This window comes from Bacillus weihaiensis, from assembly GCF_001889165.1.
GTDB lineage: Bacteria > Bacillota > Bacilli > Bacillales > Bacillaceae > Metabacillus > Metabacillus weihaiensis.
The window spans coordinates 2,249,969-2,269,723 of the sequence record NZ_CP016020.1 but is presented as its reverse complement, the minus strand read 5'-3'; the positions used below and the strand labels follow the sequence as shown (position 1 = coordinate 2,269,723).

The 19,755-nt window shown below is 36.6% G+C and carries 14 protein-coding genes and 1 pseudogene; all 15 read left to right on the top strand.

Annotated features, from left to right (window positions below):
- The first annotated feature begins 84 nt into the window (after window positions 1-84).
- The 15 genes and pseudogenes from pgsA to A9C19_RS10885 all read left to right on the top strand — a co-directional run bounded on the left by pgsA (window position 85) and on the right by A9C19_RS10885 (window position 19,678).
- Complete coding sequence (gene pgsA / locus A9C19_RS10950) at window positions 85-663, top strand: CDP-diacylglycerol--glycerol-3-phosphate 3-phosphatidyltransferase (RefSeq protein ID WP_072579979.1); 579 nt, start codon at window positions 85-87, stop codon at window positions 661-663.
- Between the two features lie 27 nt (window positions 664-690).
- Window positions 691-1,932 carry a competence/damage-inducible protein A gene (locus A9C19_RS10945; RefSeq protein WP_099092808.1) on the top strand — a complete coding sequence of 414 codons (1,242 nt, stop codon included), beginning with the start codon at window positions 691-693 and terminating at the stop codon, window positions 1,930-1,932.
- Window positions 1,933-2,190: 258 nt separating this feature from the next.
- Window positions 2,191-3,228, top strand: coding sequence for a recombinase RecA (recA, locus tag A9C19_RS10940; RefSeq protein WP_072579977.1), 1,038 nt, complete (start codon window positions 2,191-2,193; stop codon window positions 3,226-3,228).
- A 543-nt stretch (window positions 3,229-3,771) separates the two neighbouring features.
- On the top strand, window positions 3,772-5,334 hold the full coding sequence (gene rny / locus A9C19_RS10935; protein WP_072579976.1) for a ribonuclease Y: 1,563 nt from the start codon (window positions 3,772-3,774) through the stop codon (window positions 5,332-5,334).
- A gap of 158 nt (window positions 5,335-5,492) precedes the next feature.
- Window positions 5,493-6,287 carry a TIGR00282 family metallophosphoesterase gene (locus tag A9C19_RS10930; RefSeq protein WP_072579975.1) on the top strand — a complete coding sequence of 265 codons (795 nt, stop codon included), beginning with the start codon at window positions 5,493-5,495 and terminating at the stop codon, window positions 6,285-6,287.
- Between the two features lie 525 nt (window positions 6,288-6,812).
- Window positions 6,813-6,952 (top strand): annotated as a pseudogene (locus A9C19_RS22760) (IS5/IS1182 family transposase); the annotation flags it as partial.
- Between the two features lie 435 nt (window positions 6,953-7,387).
- The gene (spoVS, locus tag A9C19_RS10925) at window positions 7,388-7,648 is read left to right on the top strand and encodes a stage V sporulation protein SpoVS (protein ID WP_003211281.1); all 261 of its coding nucleotides are present in this window, start codon (window positions 7,388-7,390) and stop codon (window positions 7,646-7,648) included.
- 272 nt (window positions 7,649-7,920) lie between these two features.
- On the top strand, window positions 7,921-8,844 hold the full coding sequence (locus A9C19_RS10920) for a dipeptidase (protein WP_072579974.1): 924 nt from the start codon (window positions 7,921-7,923) through the stop codon (window positions 8,842-8,844).
- A 248-nt stretch (window positions 8,845-9,092) separates the two neighbouring features.
- Window positions 9,093-10,829 carry a 2-oxoacid:acceptor oxidoreductase subunit alpha gene (locus A9C19_RS10915; protein WP_072579973.1) on the top strand — a complete coding sequence of 579 codons (1,737 nt, stop codon included), beginning with the start codon at window positions 9,093-9,095 and terminating at the stop codon, window positions 10,827-10,829.
- Entirely contained in the window at window positions 10,830-11,696 is an 867-nt protein-coding gene (locus A9C19_RS10910; protein WP_072579972.1) for a 2-oxoacid:ferredoxin oxidoreductase subunit beta, read from the top strand.
- A gap of 636 nt (window positions 11,697-12,332) precedes the next feature.
- Window positions 12,333-13,379 carry an L-threonine 3-dehydrogenase gene (gene tdh / locus A9C19_RS10905; RefSeq protein WP_072579971.1) on the top strand — a complete coding sequence of 349 codons (1,047 nt, stop codon included), beginning with the start codon at window positions 12,333-12,335 and terminating at the stop codon, window positions 13,377-13,379.
- A gap of 23 nt (window positions 13,380-13,402) precedes the next feature.
- Window positions 13,403-14,581, top strand: a complete 1,179-nt coding sequence (locus A9C19_RS10900; protein ID WP_072579970.1) for a glycine C-acetyltransferase — start codon at window positions 13,403-13,405, stop codon at window positions 14,579-14,581.
- 298 nt (window positions 14,582-14,879) lie between these two features.
- Window positions 14,880-16,019: a zinc-dependent alcohol dehydrogenase gene (locus A9C19_RS10895; protein ID WP_072579969.1), complete on the top strand. Its 1,140-nt coding sequence runs from the start codon at window positions 14,880-14,882 to the stop codon at window positions 16,017-16,019.
- Window positions 16,020-17,083: 1,064 nt separating this feature from the next.
- Entirely contained in the window at window positions 17,084-18,877 is a 1,794-nt protein-coding gene (gene ltrA, locus A9C19_RS10890; protein ID WP_199445779.1) for a group II intron reverse transcriptase/maturase, read from the top strand.
- 240 nt (window positions 18,878-19,117) lie between these two features.
- Window positions 19,118-19,678 carry a cysteine hydrolase family protein gene (locus A9C19_RS10885; protein ID WP_072579968.1) on the top strand — a complete coding sequence of 187 codons (561 nt, stop codon included), beginning with the start codon at window positions 19,118-19,120 and terminating at the stop codon, window positions 19,676-19,678.
- Window positions 19,679-19,755: the final 77 nt, after the last annotated feature.

Genomic DNA, 19,755 nt, shown 5'->3' with positions numbered 1-19,755 from the left:
TTTTAGAGTCGTCTTGTTTATTTTGTTGAAAAAGTAGGGTAGTATTATAAAGTAAGATACATAACAACTTGGAGGACTAGGAACATGAATTTACCTAATAAAATTACGATATCAAGAATCTTTTTAATTCCAGTATTTATGATTATTATGCTTGGACCGTTTGATTGGGGGACTTTGACCCTTGGATCCGAAACGATTTTAGTTACTCATTTCGTAGGTGCCATTCTCTTTATTATTGCATCGACAACTGATTGGATTGATGGGTATTATGCACGTAAACTGAACATGGTCACGAACCTTGGGAAGTTTTTAGATCCACTAGCTGATAAGTTATTAGTGTCTGCTGCGCTTATTATCTTGGTTGAATTAGGTCTGGCTCCATCTTGGATGGTTATATTAATTATAAGTCGAGAATTTGCTGTAACTGGATTGAGACTTGTTTTAGCTGGTTCAGGAGAAGTTGTAGCAGCCAATATGCTAGGGAAAATTAAAACTTGGACACAAATCATCGCAATTTCAGCATTATTACTACATAATATTCCGTTTGAGTTTATAAATTTTCCATTTGCAACAATCTCCTTATGGGTTGCAACCTTCTTTACTGTCATCTCAGGTTGGGATTACTTTAATAAAAACAAAGAAGCTTTTATTAACTCAAAATAACCTTCGAATGGAGGAGTAGTTATGGATATTCGTACAGAAATTATTGCAGTGGGATCTGAGCTTTTATTAGGACAAATTGTCAATAGTAATGCGCAGTTTTTGTCTCAGCAGTTAGCAGAGATAGGTTTAAATGTTTATTATCATACAGTGGTAGGAGACAACCAAAATCGCTTAAAGCATGCAATTGAGACTGCACAGAAGCGATCTAATGTCATTATTTTCACTGGAGGATTAGGTCCAACTAAAGATGACCTAACGAAAGAAACAATTGCACATCATCTTGGGAAATCTCTTGTTATTGATCAGGATGCTTTAACTAATATTGAACAATACTATCTACAAACGAAACGTTCCATGTCCGAAAATAATAAGAAGCAGGCTATAGTTATTGAAGGATCCATCGTCTTAAAGAACGATTATGGGATGGCACCTGGGATGGCGATTGACGTAGATGAAACAATCTATATGTTGTTGCCTGGTCCTCCTAGTGAAATGAAACCTATGTTTACACAATATGGTAGAACTTATTTTTATGAGAAATTGGGGTTTCAAGAACATCTTACTTCAAGAGTTTTGCGCTACTTTGGGATTGGAGAGTCTCAGCTTGAGACAGATATTCAGGACCTAATTGATCTTCAAACGAACCCAACTATTGCACCCCTTGCAGCTGATGGTGAGGTTACTCTCAGACTTACAGCTAAGCATAAGTCAGAAGAAGCTGCAATCCGCCTTATAGACGAGCTTGAAACCAAAATTAATGAGAGAGTAGGACAGTTTTTTTATGGCTATGAACAAACTACTCTCTTCCAAAAGGTAAAAGAACTTCTATTGGCTAAAAATAAAACAATTTCAGCTGCTGAAAGTTTGACTGGAGGTTTGTTTTCTCAGCATTTAACAAGTTTAGAGGCTGCATCACAATTCGTGAAAGGCGGCATTGTGTGTTACACAAATGAAGTGAAAAAAAACCTGTTAGGTGTTTCCCCTTTAATTCTTGATGATGATGGTGCAGTTAGCGAGAAGTGTGCAAGTGAAATGGCTAGTCAAATTCGCTTAAAAACAAATAGTGACATAGGGATTAGCTTTACAGGAGTTGCAGGACCTGGTAAGCAAGAAGGAAAGCCTGTTGGAACTGTCTTTATTGGTATTTCAACTAATAATAGTACAAATGTATATCCACTCCATCTAGCTGGCTCTAGACATGGAATTCGCAATAGAACCGTAAAGTACGGTTGTCACTATTTGGTCAAACTATTACAAGGGATAGAATGATATAATAGGGATACTGTTAAAAAAGATCTGAATGATTTCGGATCTTTTTTTATCAGGTAAAGTGTAGCTATTTATTAAGCTAAAATGATGTTTTAGTATAATAGCAAACTAGTAAAAAAGCATTCTCACTAAGGGGAAAACTTACTTTTCACTGCTATTTATAGAATAAAATAATCGAATAAATGTTCGATTATTACTTGGCAAACGATAGAAAAAGCGTTATATTTAGTATAGATTGATTTTAAGGAGGAAATGTTTGTGAGTGATCGTCAAGCTGCCTTAGATATGGCTTTAAAACAAATAGAGAAGCAATTCGGTAAAGGTTCTATTATGAAGTTAGGAGAGCAAACAGATCGTAAGGTATCAACTGTACCTAGTGGATCGTTAGCTTTGGATACAGCATTAGGAATAGGTGGATATCCACGTGGTAGAATTATAGAAATATATGGACCAGAAAGCTCAGGTAAAACGACTGTAGCTTTACATGCAATTGCAGAGGTTCAACAGCAAGGTGGTCAAGCAGCATTTATTGATGCTGAGCATGCCTTAGACCCAGTTTATGCACAAAAATTAGGCGTTAATATTGATGAGTTATTATTATCTCAACCAGATACTGGAGAACAAGCACTTGAAATAGCTGAGGCACTTGTACGCAGTGGTGCAGTAGATATTTTAGTCATCGATTCAGTTGCAGCATTAGTTCCTAAAGCTGAAATTGAAGGTGAGATGGGTGACTCTCATGTTGGTCTTCAAGCTCGTTTAATGTCTCAAGCATTACGTAAACTTTCTGGTGCGATTAATAAATCTAAGACCATTGCTATTTTCATCAATCAAATTCGTGAAAAAGTCGGTGTTATGTTTGGTAACCCAGAAACTACTCCAGGAGGACGTGCTTTAAAGTTCTATTCTTCTGTTCGTTTAGAAGTTCGTCGTGCTGAAACACTTAAGCAAGGTAATGACATGGTCGGTAATAAAACAAAAATAAAAGTAGTGAAAAATAAAGTAGCACCTCCGTTTAAAGTTGCAGAAGTCGATATTATGTACGGAGAAGGAATTTCAAAAGAGGGAGAAATCGTAGACTTAGGTACGGACTTAGATATTGTTCAAAAGAGTGGATCTTGGTATTCATACAATGAAGAACGTTTAGGTCAAGGTCGTGAAAATGCGAAACAATTCCTTAAAGAAAATCCTGCTATTCGTCTAGAAATTCAAGAGAAGATTCGTAAACATTACGGTCTTGATGAGGATGTAACTGCTCCAGAGGAAAGTCACGAATTAGACTTACTAGGTGAATAAACTAATTCTTAAAAAGGGCTAAGGGCCCTTTTTTTGTTGTACTAAAAAAAGTATGTGCTATGATATGAAAAATTTCATTATTCAATATTGAACATATTGATATTTTTTTCGCTAATTGATATTTTAATGGGTCATTCAGCCAAAAAACAACTTAGCATCAATCACTTAGTTGTTTTAGTAAAATAATTACTCTACCTAATCCGACATGTTTTTACAAAAAACAACACAAACCATACATAAAAAAAGCTAAACATTGGATGAAATAGCTACAATCGTTGAAATCACTATGGTCATAGGCTTGACAATAAATTTTCACAGATTTACAATTAAGATGTATATTTTACTTTTATGTAGAATAATGATTGAAGAAAATTAAAAAGCAAACATATGTTGGTACTTGAATCAGTCTTTTAAAGAATCAAGAGACAAAGTTCAACATGAACTGAAAGCTTTGTGCTGTATGTTGATAACTAATTTTGAAACAATGTACATGCCGACACTTTGATCTACAAAAACAAGTTCATAGCAAGAGGAGGTGTAATGATGGACATAGTCTCAATAATCATCTCCATTTTGCTTGGCCTGATCGTCGGTGCAGTTGTTGGGTATTTTGTTCGTAAATCGATTGCAGAAGCGAAAATTGCAGGAGCTAATCATGCTGCAGAGCAGATTTTAGAAGAAGCAAAACGTGATGCAGAAGCAACGAAAAAGGAAGCGCTTCTTGAAGCGAAAGACGAGATTCATAAGTTGCGAACAGAAGCAGAACAAGAAGTTCGAGAAAGAAGAAACGAGCTTCAGAAACAAGAAAATCGTTTATTACAAAAGGAAGAAAATCTTGATCGTAAAGACGATTCTTTAGATAAACGAGAAGTAATGCTAGAGAAAAAAGAAGGTTCTCTAAATGACAGACAACAGCATATTGAAGAGATGGAAAGCAAAGTGGACGAGATTGTGCGTAAGCAGCAAACAGAGCTCGAACGCATTTCAAGCCTAACACGTGATGAAGCTAAGTCAATCATTCTTGAAAAGGTTGAAAACGAACTCTCACACGATATCGCAATTATGATGAAGGATACTGAAAATCGTGCGAAAGAAGAGGCTGATAAAAAGGCTAAGGAAATCCTGTCGCTTGCTATTCAACGATGTGCCGCAGATCATGTAGCTGAAACTACAGTATCTGTTGTGAATCTTCCAAATGATGAGATGAAGGGTCGAATTATCGGACGTGAAGGACGTAATATTCGTACCTTAGAAACCCTAACAGGTATAGACCTTATCATTGATGATACACCGGAAGCAGTTATTTTATCTGGATTCGATCCAATTCGTCGTGAGACAGCAAGAATAGCACTTGATAAGCTTGTCCAAGATGGACGTATTCATCCTGCACGAATTGAAGAGATGGTTGAAAAGTCTCGTCGAGAGGTAGATGAATATATACGTGAAGTGGGGGAACAAACGACCTTTGAAGTTGGTGTACATGGTCTTCATCCTGATTTAATAAAAATTCTAGGTCGTTTGAAATTCCGTACAAGCTATGGTCAAAATGTTCTAAAGCACTCTATGGAAGTAGCATTCTTATCTGGGTTAATGGCTGCAGAGCTAGGAGAAGACGTCCTGTTAGCGAAACGGGCAGGTTTATTACACGATATCGGTAAAGCAATTGACCATGAAGTTGAAGGAAGTCATGTAGAGATTGGTGTTGAACTTGGAACTAAGTACAAGGAGCATCCTGTTGTAATTAACAGTATTGCCTCACACCATGGTGATACAGAGGCAACATCAATTATTGCTGTCATTGTCGCTGCGGCTGATGCATTATCAGCAGCAAGACCTGGTGCGCGTAGTGAAACTCTTGAAAACTACATTCGTCGTTTAGAAAAGCTTGAAGAAATTTCCGAATCGTACGAGGGTGTAGAAAAGTCATTTGCAATACAAGCTGGTCGTGAAGTTAGAATTATGGTGAAACCAGATAGTATTGATGATTTACAAGCACATCGCTTAGCAAGAGATATACGTAAGAGAATAGAGGAAGAGCTTGATTATCCGGGTCACATTAAAGTTACTGTGATACGTGAGACGAGAGCTGTTGAATATGCAAAATAAAGTGGTGCAGAAATGCGCCACTTTATTTTTATGACAGCTTATGTAAGACTAACTACATAAGTGAAGAAAAATAATGACAGCAGGATGAATTGTTTTTTATTTTCTAGTTGGTCTCTCAATCAACTTATACGAAAAGAAGTAAGAGAGGAATTGAAAAAATGAAGATATTATTTATAGGAGATGTATTTGGGTCACCCGGCCGAGATATGGTGAAGGAATATCTACCAAAGCTAAAAACAAAATATCGTCCACACACTGTAATAGTAAATGGTGAAAATGCAGCTAACGGCAGAGGGATTACAGAGAAAATATATCATCAAATAATTGAATCAGGTGCTCATATTATTACCATGGGTAACCATACTTGGGATAACCGTGATATATTCGACTTTATTGACAAAGCAGATAAAATAGTGAGACCAGCCAACTTCCCAGAAACAAACCCTGGTAAGGGCATGACTTATGCGACAGTAGGTGGTAAGGAGGTAGCTGTTATTAATTTACAAGGTAGGGCCTTCTTACCTCCTTCTGATTGCCCATTTAAAAAAGCGGATGAATTAATTGAACAAGCAAGGAAAAGAACACCCTTCATTTTTGTTGATTTTCATGGAGAGGCAACGAGTGAAAAACAGGCAATGGGGTGGTATTTGAATGGTCGAGTTTCAGCAGTTGTCGGGACACACACGCATGTGCAAACAGCAGATGAAAGGATATTAGATAAGGGAACCGCCTATATTACAGATGTTGGTATGACCGGACCATATGATGGGATATTAGGTGTTGATAAAGAGATGATCTTAAAACGTTTCTTAACGGGATTACCTGTACGTCATGATGTAGCTGAAGGGCGCATGCAATTAAGTGGAGTTGTTATTGACCTTGATGATAAAACAGGTAAAGCAACGAAAATAGAGAGAATCCTTATAAATGATGATCACATGTTTTTCGAATAAGAAAATAAATAAACCTAGTGAGGCTGGAACATAAGTGTTTTAGTTAATGAGAAACCCGAACGATCAGGTGAATTTCAATAGAAATCTCCCATATCGTTCGGGTTTTATTCTTTGTCACTATATGTATTATTTGTGCATACGATTGTTAATCGCTAGTGTAATGGAGCGAAAGACACTTGACTCCAGCGGGAGTAAAGAAAAGGGTGAGACCCCACAGGCGTAGCCGAGCAGGCTAAAGCTTTCTCCCTAGAAAAAGCAGTTCATTTTTCCCCAGGAAACCAAGTGGATGCAGCGGAATGGAACGGATTTGTTCTTCCACCACAACATATTAATAAGGATCAACGTGCCAAACGAAAATCGTACGTCCTTTAAAAAATGATTGAGTTTTAACCTAAGCTATTTCTTGAAAGAAAATTGAATCCTTAGAGCCTTTAAGAGGCTATCAAGACGTAAATAGAGAGTTCTCCCCATAAAAGCCTCATAAGTAAGCACCAGGCAAACTTATGAGACTCAACGAGCTTCCCTATGACTTTTATACGACAAGGAAGCCTGTTTGATATACAAGAGGTATATGAGTTAGAACCTACCCAAAGATTTGAAGCTATTTTTCAGCTATCGATATTGATCCCATACACTCTGAAGTGATGAAAAACAACCTGACCGGACACTTGATAAAGTGCCACAGGTTTAAGACAATAGTCAAATATATAAGGTATTTAAATTCTGTAGATCTGTGTTTCTTTAAAATAAGCTTTTATGAAATTGATATAAGTAAAAAATTTATTTAGTTATAGTCACAAACTTCATATGCTTATCTTATTGAGGAAGAAGGATAGGACAGAGTCAAAAATGAGATGTTACAGGTGCAAATTTCAAAGGTTATGATGTAAGATTTAAGTTGAGAAAAACCTTGAATTCTAATTTTTCTTGAAATTATGTAAAAGCAAGCAGGAATATTTTCCAAACCTAGTGAATATAGTATCAATGGATGAACTTACACTGTTTAAAGGGTAGAAAGGGGAGCCCATTTAGACAAGATCTGCCAATGATTGTTCTAATGAACACTCAAGTATTCATTGAAAAATAAGGGGGAACGAGAAATGGAAATCTTAAAAGTTTCAGCAAAATCAAATCCTAATTCCGTTGCTGGTGCATTAGCAGGTGTTTTAAGAGAAAGAGGAGCCGCTGAAATCCAAGCTATTGGAGCAGGGGCCTTAAATCAAGCAGTAAAAGCAGTAGCGATAGCAAGAGGATTTGTAGCACCTAGTGGTGTTGATCTGATTTGCATACCAGCATTTACAGATATCTTAATCGATGGTGAAGAAAGAACCGCAATAAAATTAATCGTAGAACCTAGATAATCTTTTAGAAGAAAGATGCTATTATAAACTTTTTAACAAGATAGATATGGGTTTGGCTCTTGATTCTGAGTCAAACCCTGTTTTATTTTCCCTACCACGATCCATACTTTATTTTTGTAATCATACAGTTTGATAGAGTAATAATACAGTCAAGAAAGCTATATGAAAAATGACTAAGTAATTACTACATGTAATGGGTAGTCTGCTTTTTATTACCCACTTTTCAATCAAGATAAACCTAAACGTGTATAAAAAAATTGGAGGGTTTTATTTTGAAAATTTTTGATGTGCACTGTGATATGCTTTATAAACTATGGAGAGATCCTTCCATTGATCCTTATGAACATACTAGTCTTCACGTATCACTAAAAAAATTAAAAAATGGTAACGGAAACATTCAATGCTTTGCCATCTTTGTACCGGAAGATGTTCCCTTTAATCAGAGAATGGATGTTGCTCTTAAACAAGTGTCCATTTTCTATGAAAAAGTAATAAAAAGAAGCTCAGATATCAGGTTGCTAAAAACGAAAGATGACATTGAGGCTTTAGGAAATGATGAAATTGGAGCGATTTTAACACTAGAGGGTTGTGATGCTATAGGAGATCAACTGGAGAATTTGCACATACTTTACAGGTTAGGTGTTCGTTCAGTAGGTTTAACGTGGAATTATGCCAATTTAGTTGCAGATGGTGCGCAAGAAAAAAGGAATGGTGGGATAACTAATTTTGGAAGAGAGGTAATTGGCTGCTTAAATAATTACAAACTATGGACTGATGTATCACATGCAAGTGAGAGAAGCTTTTGGGAAGCACTTGAGATAGCAAATCATCCTATTGCATCCCATTCAAATGCCTATTCACTTTGCCCTCATGTAAGGAATTTAAAGGATGAACAAATTGTCGCTCTATTTAAAAAACAAGGCATGATAGGAATAACATTTGTCCCCTTTTTTACCAGTCTAAATGAACATCCTAAAGTAGGAGATGTTTTAAACCATATTGATCATTTATGTTCGTTAGGTGGAGAACATCAAATAGGGTTCGGTTCAGATTTCGATGGTATTGATATCACGATTGAAGGATTGGACGATTTCACATATTATGAGAATCTACATAATGAACTGCTTAAACATTATACTGTATCTCAAGTGGAGGGGTTTACATATCTTAATTTTATACGGCATGTGTCTTTTTAAGGTTTTAGGTGAAGAGGTCTTGTCATTTCATGTATGAAAGTCTACAATTAAAACGTTTACTATTTATGAAAAAAAAGCTCGAATTTAGTATAATCTTTTCCTTATATATAGAATGCTAGAAAGAGTTAAATTTTTATCAAAAATCTATTACTTTCTCAATAAGCTAATCGTTTTTAATGTTTACAAGACATTAATGAAAGAGTGTTAGTGATATAGAGAATTATATCTTTTAGAGGGGTGTTAAAAGGATGGTAAATCAACTTTCTTGGAAAGTTGGGGGACAGCAAGGGGAAGGTATTGAAAGTACTGGTGAAGTTTTCTCTATTGCATTGAACCGACTTGGTTATTATTTATATGGGTATCGTCATTTCTCGTCCCGTATTAAGGGTGGACATACAAATAATAAAATACGTGTTAGTACAACGCAGGTTCGCTCTATTTCTGACGATTTAGATATATTAGTAGCATTTGATCAAGAAACAATTGATGTCAATGTTCATGAGTTAAAAGAGAGTGGGATTGTGTTAGCCGACGCTAAATTCAATCCAACCATTCCAGAGGGAGAAAACGTAACACTTTATTCTGTTCCGTTTACAGAGATTGCAACCGAATTAGGAACTTCTCTTATGAAAAATATGGTGGCAATTGGTGCTTCAAGTGCTATCTTAAATATTAATACGGAACAGTTTCATGATGTCGTTCAAGATACCTATGGGAAAAAAGGCGAAAAAATTGTTGAGAAAAATATGCAGGCAATTGAAAAAGGTGCTGAATACTTAAAGAAAGAGCTTGGCTTTAATCGCCAAGATATGTTCCTTGAAAAAGCAGATGGAAAAAAACGAATGTTTATGATTGGAAATGATGCAATTGCATTGGGAGCACTTGCTGGGGGGTCACGATTTATGGCAGCATATCCCATTACACCTGCTTCTGAAATTATGGAATATCTTATTAAAAAACTACCGAAATTTGGTGGGGCTGTTATCCAAACGGAAGATGAAATTGCTGCATGTACAATGGCTATAGGCGCTAATTACGCTGGTGCCCGTACGTTTACAGCCTCTGCAGGGCCAGGGTTATCCTTAATGATGGAAGCAATAGGACTATCAGGAATGACCGAGCAACCTCTTGTAATTATAGATACACAACGTGGCGGTCCAAGTACAGGTTTACCTACAAAGCAAGAGCAATCTGATCTAATGGCGATGATCTATGGGACACACGGTGAGATTCCCAAAGTAGTTATGGCACCAAGTACTGTTGAAGAAGCTTTTTATGATACGATTGAAGCGTTTAACATTGCAGAAGAATACCAAGTCCCTGTCATTTTACTAACAGATCTCCAGCTATCATTAGGTAAGCAGACGGTTGATCCTCTTCATTACAATAAAATTGAGATTCGACGTGGTAAATTACTATCAGAAGAATTACCTGAACGTGAAAATAAAGAGTATTTTAAGCGTTTTGAAGTTACTGAGGATGGAATCTCACCTCGTGTAATTCCGGGTATGAAGCATGGAATTCATCATGTTACAGGTGTAGAGCATGATGAAGCAGGTAAGCCTTCCGAATCAGCAGTAAACCGTGTGGCACAGATGGATAAGCGTTTGAGAAAGCTGAATCATTTAAATTTTCCGAATCCTATTCATAAAAATATTCAGCATGAGTCCCCAGATGTCTTACTAGTAGGGTTTATATCAACTAGAGGAACGATTGAAGAGGCTATGGAAAGATTGGAATTAGATGGAGTAAAAGTAAATCATGCACAAATTCGTTTAATCCACCCTTTCCCAACTGAAGAATTACTTCCGTTAGTAGAGGCTGCTAAAAAGGTTATTGTCGTGGAAAATAATGCTACAGGTCAATTGGCTAGCTTGTTAAAAATGAATGTAGGGAATGCACAAAAGATTTCTTCACTATTAAAATATGATGGTAATCCATTCCTTCCTCAAGAAATTTATACGAGAAGTAAGGAGTTGATTTAATTGGCTACATTTAAAGATTTTCGTAATAATGTAAAACCGAATTGGTGTCCAGGTTGTGGTGACTTTTCTGTTCAAGCAGCGATTCAACGAGCGGCTGCTAATGTAGGGTTAACTCCTGATGAACTTGCTGTAGTCTCTGGAATAGGCTGTTCAGGTCGTATTTCAGGATACATTAATTCATACGGCTTTCATGGGATCCACGGTCGTTCATTGCCGATTGCACAAGGTGTTAAGATGGCTAACAAAGATCTTACCGTGATTGCATCAGGTGGAGATGGTGATGGGTTTGCAATTGGAATGGGGCATACCATTCATGCGATACGTCGAAACCTAGACATAACATATATAGTAATGGATAACCAAATTTATGGCTTAACAAAGGGGCAAACTTCTCCAAGAAGTGATGCTGGTTTTGTAACAAAAAGTACACCTCAAGGATCCATAGAGTCTGCTTTGTCTGTAATGGAAATGGCTTTGACAGCCGGTGCAACTTTTGTAGCCCAGAGCTTTTCAACAGACCTAAAAGATTTAACAGCGTTAATTGAGGCAGGGATCAATCATAAAGGATTTTCCCTCATTAACGTGTTTAGTCCATGTGTAACATATAATAAAGTGAACACATATGATTGGTTTAAAGAAAACTTAACAAAGCTTGCAAATGTAGAAGGATATGATCCAACTAATAAAGAACTTGCGATGCAAACATTAATGAAAAATAATGGCTTGGTCACCGGCTTAATCTATCAAAATCTTGAACAACCATCATATCAGGAACAATTATCAGGTTTTAGTGAAGTTCCATTATCTCAAGTAGATTTAAGTATAGAAGAAGAAGAGTTTAATAAATTGGTTGCTGAATTTATGTAATAAAGAAGCTGTGGACGAAAGTTCACAGCTTTTATTTTGTAATTAAATTTGGAGATAGTGATAATATCTGAAAATCCATCAATAAAAATGTAACTGAAAGATTAGTATGTGAACTAGGTGATGCTCCGTAATGAGGAAAGAAAAGCATGTTCAGTACTTAGACTTATGAAAAATGCAATAATTCATCTAACTCTACGTATAACTTTTTTAACATCTCTTTCTTTTATTTTAGGCTGTTTTCTTAAACGTTGTTGCTTTTTAGTCATATGAAGGAATCAGCGCTGTAAAAAGATTAGTGGCATTTTTTCTTCTTAGAATCGCACCTCATTTATAATTATTACTTCGTTACTAATTAATTTCTAGGTGATTAGCAACAATCTTTCAGTAAAGTGACGTAGTTTTAAATCTTGATCCCTGTTAAACGTAGTTGTAGTTTCAAACTCAGATTCAGATACTTGCTTTCTACAAGCCGTCCTTAGTGCCTTCTCAGGTAACCACCTGACGAAATTTAATGTAAAAAAATATTATTTTACATGCGATCAATTGTCTTTTTCCAGTGGACTTATATATTTACAAGAGAAATTATGATGTTAAAATGTAAATATAATAAGGTTTTACTTCTGAGGGGTGTTCATTATGAGTGGAAATAGAAAAATGAAAGCGGTTGTAAAGCACCGAAGAGGCTTCGGTGCAGAGCTTCAGTCAGTCGATGTACCAACAATCAGTGATAATGAAGTTTTGATTAAAGTGAAAGCGACTTCAATTTGTGGTACGGATGTTCATATCTATAAATGGGATGAATGGTCAGAAAGTAGAGTAAAGCCTCCATATATTTTTGGTCATGAATTTTCAGGTGAAGTAGTAGAAATAGGTGCTAAAGTATCGAATGTGGAGGTCGGTGATTCAGTTTCAGCTGAAACTCATTTAGTCTGTGGAAGCTGTCCCCAGTGTTTAACAGGGAAAGCCCATATTTGTCAAAATACTAAAATTATCGGTGTAGATACTCACGGATGTTTTGCCGAATATGTTGCATTACCTGCAGGGAATCTATGGAAAAATCCAAAAGATATGCCATATGATGTTGCATCTATTCAAGAGCCTATGGGAAATGCTGTTCACACAGTCTTAGCAGGTGATGTTGCTGGGAAAACCGTAGCCATTATTGGATGTGGACCAATTGGTATTATGGCAGTAGGTGTGGCTAAGGCTGCTGGCGCAGCTCGAGTACTAGCATTTGACTTAAATGAATATAGACTTGATTTAGCGAAGAAAATGGGGGCTACCACTATTATTAACTCAAAGGAAGAAGATCCTTTAGAAGTAGTGGAAGTATTAACAGGTGGAAATGGTGTGGATGTCGTTTGTGAAATGTCTGGCCATCCCATTGCCTTGAACCAAGGGTTTAAAATGGTAACGAATGGTGGACGAATGTCTATTTTAAGCTTACCTGTGAGACCTGTTGAGATTGATATAACAAACGATATTGTTTTCAAAGGAATTACTGTCCAAGGTATAACTGGAAGGAAGATGTTTGAAACGTGGCAACAAGTTTCTGCCTTAATTCATTCTGGTCAGGTTGATGTATCGCCAATCATCACCCATCATCTTCCATTAGAGGAGTTTGAGAAAGGCTTTGAGCTAATGATTGAAGGAAATTGTGGTAAGGTTGTTTTACATCCATAAAATAGAAATAAGGAGGAGTAGCTATAATGAAAGGATTTGAATATTTACAAGCAGAATTAGATGATATGAAAGGTAATGGTACGTTTCGTCAGTTAATTCCACTTGAAAGTGAACAAGGTGCTAAGGTAATAATTGGTGGTAAGGAAGTAATCCAGCTTTCTTCTAACAATTATTTAGGATTAACAGGCCATCCTCGTTTACGTAAAGCTGCACTTAAAGCGGTAGAAAAATATGGAGCAGGAACAGGTTCAGTTAGAACGATTGCTGGAACATTTTCCATGCACGATGAATTAGAGAAAAAGCTGGCAACTTTTAAACATACCGAAGCAGCACTCGTCTTTCAATCTGGCTTTACTACAAATCAAGGAGTCCTTTCCTCCATTTTAACGAAGGAAGACGTTGTTATTTCTGATGAACTCAATCATGCTTCTATCATTGATGGAATTCGTTTAACAAAAGCCGCTAGAAAAGTATATAAACATGTAGATATAGCAGACCTAGAACGAGTACTACAGGATTCAGCATCCTATCGTGTAAAGGTGATTGTTACGGACGGTGTATTCTCAATGGATGGCAATATTGCACCGCTACCAGAGATTGTTGAATTAGCTGAAAAATACAATGCACTAGTTATGGTAGACGACGCACATGCATCAGGTGTGTTAGGTGAAAATGGTCGTGGTACAGTTAATCATTTTGGGCTAGATGGTAGAGTACATATCCAAGTAGGTACACTGAGTAAAGCAGTTGGTGTATTAGGCGGTTACGTGGCAAGCTCAAAAACACTTATTGATTATCTTATTCATAAAGGACGTCCTTTTTTATTTAGTACTTCGCATCCTCCCGCAGTTACAGCTGCTTGTATAGAGGCCATTGATGTACTCATTGAAGAGCCTCAGTTGATAGAAAAACTATGGGATAATACGAAATTCTTCAAAGATGGTTTAACAAAACTAGGCTTTAATACGGGAAAAAGTGAGACACCTGTTACTCCTGTAGTTGTTGGAGATGAAGCATTATCTCATCAATTTTCTGATAAATTACTGGAATATGGTGTATTTGCTCAAGGAATTGCCTTTCCTACTGTTGCGAAAGGACTAGCGAGAGTTCGTACCATTGTTACCGCAGAGCATTCAAAGGATGATCTTCAAAAAGCATTGGACATCTTTGAAAAAGCAGGAAAAGAATTAAATATCATCTAAATAAAGTCAGAGGCTGGGACAGAAGTGCCTGGCACCTTATCTTAACGACTATATGTACGCACTAATTTATCTAGTGCACACAATAGATTGTATCGGAGGGTGCCTGGCTCTTTGTTTTGTCCCAGCCTCTTTTTTGACTAGTTTCTATAGTAAAGCTTAAATTCGGCAGGTTGTTAAAGTTTTAAATAATATTATTATGTAAACTATATTGTTGCTCCTTCCATTTAAAGATTTTATGAAAGTAAAGCTTTTTGGGAATACTTTACTTGATGAAATTCATTCGTATGGGAGTGTCAAAATGAAAGCTGTTACTTATCAAGGGGTTAATAATGTGAAGGTAGTGGATGTTCCTGACGCTAAGTTAGAAAAAAATGATGATATTATCGTTAAAATTACATCAACGGCAATATGTGGATCAGACCTCCATTTATATCAAGGAAATATCCCTTTACCAGATGGATACATTATTGGCCATGAACCAATGGGGATTGTAGAAGAAGTAGGTCCTGAAGTGACTAAGGTGAAAAAAGGAGACCGTGTAGTAATTCCATTTAATGTCTCATGTGGAGAATGTGTTTATTGTACTCATGACTTAACAAGTCAATGTGATCATTCCAATTCTAATCCACATTATGATTCAGGGGGATATTTTGGTTATAGCGAGAAATTTGGCGATCATCCAGGTGGACAAGCTGAATATTTGAAAGTACCTTTTGGGAATTTTACTCCTTTTATCATTCCTGATTCTTGTGAACTTGAAGATGAGTCCTTATTATTTTTATCAGATGTCCTGCCTACTGCTTATTGGAGTGTGGAGAACGCTGGAGTAAAGAAGGATGATACTGTCATTGTTTTAGGTTCTGGACCTGTTGGATTGATGGCGCAAAAGTTTGCATGGATGAAAGGAGCAAAGCGTGTCATAGCTGTTGATCACGAGACTTACAGGCTTCAACACGCTAAGAAGAATAATAAGGTGGAAATCTTTGATTTTACAGAGTATCCTGACATGGGAGAGCACCTAAAAGAAATAACATCTGGTGGTGCGGATGTTGTGATTGATTGTGTGGGAATGGATGGTAAAAAATCACCTCTTGAATACATCGAACAAAAGCTGAAATTACAGGGGGGAACTCTAGGACCTATACAAATTGCAACGAAAGCTGTCCGAAAATGTGGAACTGTTCAACTAACAGGTGTATATGGTGCAAACTATAATATGTTCCCACTAGGTGCATTCTTCTCAAGAAATGTTTCATTGAAGATGGGACAAGCTCCTGTTATTCCAATAATGCCTAAAATATTTGAAATGATAAACGAAAAGAAGATTGACCCACAGGAAATCATTACACATAAAGCACCTTTAAGTGATGCATCAGAAATGTACAAAATTTTTAATGGGCATGAAGATGAATGTATTAAAGTAATACTAAAACCGTAAATAATGGAGGCTGGGACAAAACAAAGAGCCAGGCACTTCTGTCTAAGTAGTTCAGTTTTTGTGGAGAAACATCGTAAATGGCATATAAATTAGCATACCTTTTAGTACAGTAAATAGCAGAACCGTTTGTATTGATATATCGGCGTTTAATAAGAAAAAACAACAAAATAACATAAGAAATAGCACCCGTAAATACAACGTGACAATGACTATTGTCCTTGGGCGAATTAGGGTGCTATTTTACTTGTGAATTGGTATGTGAATATCATTCTGTTGCGAGAAAAATCAAGGATTTATTACATTATGTGGTAAAATAAACTTAAAGATTATGAAAATTTAGTTCTTCAACTAACGGTGCAGCGCGACAAGTTTTGTCATAAGCGCTTATGTGTGAAAAGACAAGGGATTTCTACGGAAATCCTAACTTCATAACCGAGGATAGGAATGATAAAACCACGTATTTTGAAACTATCCCATTAATATTCCTGCATGCGTCATAATTGACAGATTATGGGGTCTGGAGCTCAGGTGAAGTCGGCAGAACAAAGGCTGAAGCCATTCCGTGTGGAAAGGGTATGCCAATGGATATGCCGGATGGCTGAAAAACTAAATATGGTGAGAATTATCTTGTGGAAAAGAACAGACGAACTTCCGAATGTACGGGTCTAGAGTTACGAGCAATAGGAAACTATTGTCCCATCGTACGATGGGGTGAGTGACGTAGAGTAAAAATTGCTCCTCTGAAACACGTTATATCGAACTATGGCGATATCCAGCTCACAGGCTTACAGGAAGCACCTAAGTTTAGAATGGATAGCTAGGTTATAAGGTACTTGGAAAGTAAGGGACGTTGATTCAAGGGCTGTCACCCAAAACGGTTGCTATAAGTTTATGACGAAATGCATTTGTCCTTATGAGGGTAGGGGTACGACTGGTGAAGCCTTTGTAATGAAGGTGGAGGAACAGCCCCAAGTCTAGCGATAGTTTTAATTATTTTTCAAATGTGCATTGCACCGGTCGGGTAAGAACGTGGGAACATCACTTCATAAAGGAATGATGCCACAGTGCAAGCTCTACGATACTGGGATTATTATGATATGACTGACACCTTTACAGACTTACATCAACGGGCAAAAAATAAAGAAACGTTCCATTATCTATACGACATTATCACGTCGAGGAATAATATTTTATTAGCTTATCGAACAATTAAGTCAAATAAAGGGTCGAAGACTCCCGGTACAGATGGGAAAACCATATTAGATATCGAGAAACGAACCGAGAATGAATTAATAGAAGAAGTACAGAGACAGCTCAAGAATTATCGTCCAAAGAAAGTAAGACGGAAACTGATAGAAAAAGATAATGGCAAAATGCGACCATTAGGCATTCCATGCATCCTCGATAGAATTATTCAACAGTGTTTTAAACAAGTGCTAGAGCCAATCGCGGAAGCTCACTTTTACAACCACAGTTACGGATTTAGACCTCTACGGTCTACCCACCATGCAATGGCAAGAATACAATTTTTAGTTAATCATTCAAAACTTCATTACGTTGTAGACATTGATATTAAGGGATTCTTTGACAATATCAATCACACACTACTAATTAAACAACTATGGAGTATAGGCATTCGAGACAGACAAGTCCTCGCATGTATTGCTAAAATGTTAAAAGCCGAGATTGATGGCGAGGGTATCCCTACTAAAGGCTCTCCGCAAGGTGGGTTGTTATCGCCGCTGCTATCGAACATTGTTTTAAATGAGCTAGACCAATGGGTGGCGAATCAATGGGAACTATTCCCCCTTCATAAATCATTCAAGTCTAGGGAAGGTGAACTTCTCGCGAAAAAGCGCACTCATCTAAAAGAAGGTTATCTGGTACGTTACGCAGATGACTTCAAAATACTTTGTCGAGATTGGAAAACAGCTGAAAAATGGTATCATGCAGTAAAGCTATTCCTAAAAGAACGTCTAAAACTTGATATATCACCAGAAAAATCGAAGATTATTAATCTACGTAAGCATGCATCTGCTTTTCTTGGATTTACCATACTCGCAAATCGTAAAGGTAAAAAAAGAGTGGCTCACACTTTTGTTCGAGCCGAGAAAGTACAGAAGATAAAAGCTGAAACAAAGAAACGGATTGAAATACTTCGCTCTTCACCAACAGCTGAAAATGCTTTGCGTTTTAATAGTTTTGTCTTAGGGTTACATAATTACTTCTGCAGAGCTACACACGTTAATTTAGCGTTCTCGCGTCTTGCTTATGAAATAGGTGCAATGATGTACAATCGTCTTAAGCCTATCGGGAAATATTCACATCCAACGAATGCACCACCAACTTATAAGAAATTTTATAGTTTGGGGTTCAAGACATTTGAAATTGCTGGTATTCACCTTTTCCCACTCGCCAATGTTCAGACAAAAAACGTTATTAGCTTCACACAAAGTCGAACACCATTCACGATGGAGGGACGAGAGCAGATTATTAAAAATTTGCAAAAGAATATTAAGCATGAAATAGCTTTATTACTGGAATCGAAAATCCCGACACGGAGTGTCGAATATATGGACAACCGAATTAGTCGATACAGTATGAAAAAAGGAATCTGTGAAATCACGGGATTATTCCTCCAAGCACAAGATGTGCACTGTCATCACTATATTCCTATACATCTGGAAGGAAGTGACAAGTTTCATAACTTACGCATCCTTCACAAAGATGTACATAAACTTATCCATATGAAAGATTCAGCTAAGATAGATTTACTCAAGAAAATTCTGGGCATCACAGAACCGATGCTTAAGAAAATCAATAAATATCGGGAAAAATGTGAGTTAGAAATTATATAATCCAGAACCAAGAGTAACTTGAAACTTATAATTAATATAACTTCGTTAGATGGAACGCGGAATGCTAGGAAACTGGCACGTTCCGTGTGGAGCAGGGGAAAAGCCGGAGATAATCTCAAACGCTTACCTATTGCTAACGGTTGGTTAAACAGCTATAACAATAGCAATTGTACAAAAAGTAATTTCTAGGTTTAAATTATAGTAATAAATAGGAAATTCAACAACTTAGGGGGAAATCATATGTCGGAAAATAAATTGGCTTTAATTATAGTTGATGTACAAAAAGCTTTTGATGATGAAAAATGGGGAGAGCGAAATAACTTAAATGCAGAAGAGAATATTAGTAAGATACTTCAACTATGGAGAGAAAAAGGATGGTCAGTAATACACATACAACACACTTCTGATAATCCTAGTTCTGTATTTTATCCAAAGAATGAGGGGTTTGCTATAAAAGAAATAGTTGAACCCATTGATAAAGAAGTAATTATAACGAAGAAAGTAAATAGCAGTTTTATTGGTACAAATTTATTAGAGTTCTTAAAAGTAAATGGAATAGCAACAGTTGTAATAACTGGTTTAACTACACCTCACTGTGTATCAACAACAACAAGAATGAGTGGTAATTTAGGATTTGCTACATACCTAATTTCAGATGCAACAGCAGCCTTCGGTATGAAGGACCACAATGATAACTATTATGATGCAGCAACTATACATAATATATCGTTAGCTACATTGCACGATGAATTTGCCACAATACTGACAACAGAGCAATTAATAAATGATTTTATAAAATAAGCTTATTGAACAAACGGGGGCTTCTTTAATTGTATAAGAACAACACATTCAACAACAAAAAGCTTGGGATATCCCAA